4 protein-coding genes are annotated in these 4,609 nt (G+C 68.1%); 2 read left to right on the top strand and 2 right to left on the bottom strand.

Annotated elements, in window-relative coordinates; all coding sequences use genetic code 11:
* The coding region (locus VF697_RS22800) for a hypothetical protein (RefSeq protein ID WP_331098344.1) at window positions 1–2,109 on the bottom strand (2,109 nt) is incomplete at its 3' end.
* Window positions 2,110–2,217: 108 nt separating this feature from the next.
* Here VF697_RS22800 and VF697_RS22805 point away from each other — a divergent pair.
* Window positions 2,218–3,519: a hypothetical protein gene (locus VF697_RS22805; protein ID WP_331098346.1), complete on the top strand. Its 1,302-nt coding sequence runs from the start codon at window positions 2,218–2,220 to the stop codon at window positions 3,517–3,519.
* Window positions 3,520–3,628: 109 nt separating this feature from the next.
* Complete coding sequence (locus tag VF697_RS22810) at window positions 3,629–4,384, top strand: hypothetical protein (protein WP_331098348.1); 756 nt, start codon at window positions 3,629–3,631, stop codon at window positions 4,382–4,384.
* 5 nt (window positions 4,385–4,389) lie between these two features.
* Here VF697_RS22810 and VF697_RS22815 read toward each other — a convergent pair.
* Window positions 4,390–4,609 (bottom strand): DUF2520 domain-containing protein (locus tag VF697_RS22815; protein WP_331098350.1); only part of this gene is annotated, 220 nt, incomplete at its 5' end.

A 4,609-nucleotide genomic window follows, 5' to 3' on the forward strand; every position in this document is an offset into this window, starting at 1 on the left:
CTGGATGTACCAGGGCGCGGCCAGGGCGTTGCCGTAGGAGAAGGTGATGGTGGGATCTCGCCGGTAGCTGTCGAGCTGCACCAGGAGCGCGTATTGGTGGAAGCCCAGCCGATCCTGTCCCGCGAGGGTCAGTCCGGCGTAGCCGACAATCCGCGTCTTCTGGATCCCATCTCCGGCGTCGACCAACTCCGGCAGCGCGTAGACGTACGGGACGCGCAGCTCGGGGAGGAAGAAGTGCTCCAGCGACGAGTACGGCTCGTCGGAGAGGAGGTTCAGCTCGCGTCCCAGGAAGGGCTCCGAGGCCGCGGAGAGAGGCTGGGCCGGCGCCGGGGTGGGGGAGGGCGCCTGCGCGACGGCCTCGGGAGCGGCCACCGGGGTGATGGGGGCGCGGTCCAGCGAGAAGTCGAAGCCGTGGCGGTTGAGGAAGACGATGTCCGAGTCCCCGAGCGGGGCCACGTCCATCACCAGGTGCGGTGCGTCGGTGAGGCGCGTGGGCTCGCCGCCGGTCACGTCGAGGACGTGGGCCTGCCAGCGGCCCTCGTGCTCGCGCACGAAGACGACGCGGTTCGCGTCCAGCCAGCGGGGGGCGTAGTTGAAGTGCGTGTCCTCCGTGAGCGCGCGGACGGTGCCATCGGTCTCGAGCAGCGCGAGGTTCCAGCCCTGCTCCGTCATCCGGGGGAAGACGATGCGCCCGTCGGACGACACCGAGGCCGGCCCGAGCGACTGGCGTCCCTCGAAGCGCGTGAGCGGCGTGCGCTCGTTCGTGGCGAGGTCCAACCGGTAGAGGTTGGCGGTGTCTCCCGTGATGTGGACGTAGACATAGGCCTGGCCATCCGGGGTGACGCCGCCGCCCATGCCCTCGATGCCCTCCCAGGTCTTCACCACCTCGCCGGTGCGCGCGTCCACCTGCCACACCCGGGACAGGTAGCTGCCCAGGCTGTCGACGTCCGAGGCCAGGAGGAAGAGGAAGCGCCCGTCGGCGGTGAAGGACAGGCCGCTCATCACGATGGGGCTGGTGGAGATCCACCGGCGGCCGGGGAGGAACTGGGCCAGGCGGCGGCTGAAGCGCACGGAGCCGTCGCGCTCACGCACGGTGAGGCGCGGGACGTCCTCGCGCCCGGCACTCAGCGTGGCGATGGCCCCCTCCGCGGGCGAGGCCGCCAGCCGGGTGAAGTTGCCCACCTCCGGGGCGAGCACCTGCTGGGTGGCGGGCCGCTTGCGCTGCTTCAGCTCCCGGGCGAGCTCCTGGGAGAACTGCTCGAAGAGCGAGCCAATCGTGTGGCCGTACACCGACTGGAAGCGCAGCGTCACCCCGAGGGGGGAGAAGATGGACTCCCCCTGCTTCTCCACCAGCAGCCACAGCTTGTCCTCGCCATACCGCTTCGCCAGCCACTCGATGAAGTGGCTGCCGGTGAGGTAGTTGCCGCCAAAGGGATCCATCAGCCGGTGCTCGGGGGAGAGGAAGCCGGGGTGGAAGTCCCCCTCACGCGCCTGGGAGGCGGCCTCGAAGTAGCCGCGCCACACCGGGCTGTGCGGACGCCCCCAGGACTTGCCCAGGCGCCCCTCGTAGTGGGTGGCGAGCCCCTCCAGGAACCAGGACTCGGTGAAGAGGTTGGGCTGGAAGAGGCCACCAGTGACGGTGTTGAGCGCGTGCCACAGCCCGTCCGTCTGCTGCATCTGCACGTAGTGGACGGACTCGTGGCAGCCCACCTCACCCAGCTCGGACGGGCCGAAGCCCAACAGGGCGAAGAGCTCCAGCGTCATATGGGACGGCATCACCATCTGCTGGGGGATGCTGGAGACGTCCGGCATCACGTACGCGTTGTTGAAGTCCGCGCTCGTCAGGTAGACGAGCGCCCGAGGGCGCTGCCGCGGGCTCTGGGTGAGGCGGCGCAGACGCTCGACGCAGTCCTCCACCCGGGCGGCGATGCGCAGGGCCGCGGGCCGGAGCTGGGCTGGGTAGTACAGCTCCAGGGACTGGGTGGAGAGCTTCCGCATGTCGTCTCGGACGAAGCTCGTCTGGACGTTCTGCGGAAACCGAGGTGTGACGAAGGCACACCCGGACAGGAGGAGGCTGAACAGTAGGAAGGTCGGGAAGCAGCGCGCCATACGCCCCCATCCTAGGGGGCGGCGACAAATCGTGGCGATGAACTTGGGTTTCGGGGTAAGGGGGTCGGCCGTTCGTTACGTTCGAGATACCCGGAACAGGAATCCGCAATGGCCCATCCCTCTCCTCCGCACGTCCAATCCGCCCAGGCCCAGGTCGCCGCGGCCCTCCAGCAGGTCGAGGGCAAGCCGGTGGACCTTCTCAAGGTTTCGTGGGCGGAGCTCGAGGCATCCGTCGTCAAGCTGCTCGGCGGCGCCTTCCAGGTGAACAATCCGAACCACCAGGGGCTGGCCCTGGGCCTGGCCGGTGCCTTCGCCGAGCGCATGGCCGAGGAGCACGGCGCCTTCTGGTTCCCCAACCGGGACTCTCCGGAGGGGGCCACGCTGGGCTTCCCCGACGCCATCATCATGCTCTCGCCGTTCGGGGCGGTGATGGACGCGCTGGCGCAGAGCAAGCTGTCGAAGATCGAGGATCTGGCTGCGGACATCCGCCGCTCGCTGGGGCAGGCGCGCTTCGCCCCCGGGGCCACGCAGTCGCTGGGCGCCACCGGGCCGAAGATGGGGCCCGCGGAGTACCAGCGGCTGTTCGATCCGGGCTTCCTGCAGTTCGCGGTGCTGGACGCGGCCAAGGCGAAGAGCTCCTTCGAGGCGAAGCCGGACGCGCTGGCGCGGGACATCCGTGAGGCGCTGGGTCGCACCCAGCCGCCGCTGCCGCAGGAGGCGCGCCAGCAGTTCGAGGGGCAGATCGTCCAGGCCCTGCAGCGGCTGGATGCGAGCAAGCCGCTGTCGGACCAGATGGACCGGGCTCCGCGCATCTCGGAGCTGGTGGGCCACCTGTTCGCGACGATCGGTGGCACGGGCGCGGCGCCCGAGGAGTTCTGGGGCGAGATCGTCCTGCCGCTGCTCTTCATCGGCACGCCGGCGAGCTTCCCGCCGGTGGACGAGGAGGAGACCCAGGCCTTCACCCAGGGGGCGCCGCCGCTGGCGCTCTTCGTGGATGTGGTGCCGCACACGGTGCAGGCCCCGGAGGAGGGGCTGCTGGGGACGTTCGAGCAGACGGACCTGACGCTGGAGCACCCGGGCTTCGGCAAGGTGGGCGCGCTGCGGCTCATCAAGGTGAACGCGGAGCGCATCAAGCCGCTGCTGGCGACGTTCGATCCGGACAAGACGATCGACGCGGTGCGCCGCTTCACGAAGTACATGGAGGAGAAGGCCGGCAAGGGCGCTCCGCCCAACCCGCAGAACGAGGAGATGCTGAAGGCGGCCACGGTGCTGCTGACGGATCTCAAGCGGGCGGTGTCGGAGAACGGCGACCTGTGCCTGCGCCGCCTCACCGAGGCCGAGGCCGCCTCCGAGCAGGCCGTGGCCCTGGTGCGCAAGGCCCTGCAGGGTCCGCGCATCATCCTCAGCTAGTGTTCGGTTAGGTTGGAGCCCTTGCGGCTCACGGAAGGGCCAGTGGGAGCTTCCCGCTGGCCCTTTCCGCGTTCAGGACCCCTCGGGGTGTCGGCGGGAAGGAAAGACGATGCTGCGCGTGCGTTACTGGGGACTCTTGCTGTTGCTGGCCACGACGTCTGGATGCGTGTGGCGCGGGTTCAATCGCAATCCCTCGGCGGAGTCCTTATGGCAGACGCCATCCACGGGTGGAGGCACGCCGATCACAGCGTACTTCTATCATCCAAACAGACGGCACGCCTATGCGCTCAAGGAGGCACTGACCGAAGTCCACGCCATCTATCAGGATGAGGCGTTTCGTGCCCTCGTTCGTGAGTTCGATGGCTGGATCACGCGTGCCACGGACTGTAACCCCATGCGGGGCGAGGCTGAGTTCAAGGTCAGCGGCGACACCGTGGTTGCCACCGTGCTCGACGGTGGTTTCGAGGAAGTCCACTACCTGGTGAACCGGCATGCGGGAGCCATCGCGACCACGGGGATTGGGAGCTGGAATCGAACCGCGATCAATCCGTATCAGGTCGATATGTGGTGGTCCCACGGTGATATCAAGACGAAATCCGAGCTCATCAACACGGTCGCGCATGAGCTGACTCATCTGGTGCCGACACCCCAGGGTATACAGCGCTATCAGGACGACGGCCATGGCGACTGCACGGAGACATACCTGGTCTCATATCGACTGGGCGATATGGCTGCTTGCTATTACCGGTTGAAGTATAAGCAAGTCACCGACTTCGAACAGTGTATGGCCGAATCTCGTACGCGGGAGGATGGCGACGAATGCAAGCAATCACGTGAGAAGGTGGAGAAGACGTGCCGGCAATAGGCCCTTCAACCGAGCACCTTCTCCAGAGCGGCGCGGGCCTCGGGCGTGAGCCGATGCCTCACGAGCCGTAACCCGCGCCGTGACAGGGGGCGGTAGACGTCGGCGGCCTCGGGCGGAAGCGCCGCGAGGTGCGCCGCCACCACTCCCGAATCTCCTCGGGCGATGGGCCCGGTGTACCCGGCCGCCAGCCCGCGAGCCTCCACGCCTCGCAGCGCCGAGCGCGTC

It is taken from the genome of Archangium sp., from assembly GCF_036388035.1.
In the GTDB taxonomy this organism is placed as follows: domain Bacteria; phylum Myxococcota; class Myxococcia; order Myxococcales; family Myxococcaceae; genus Archangium.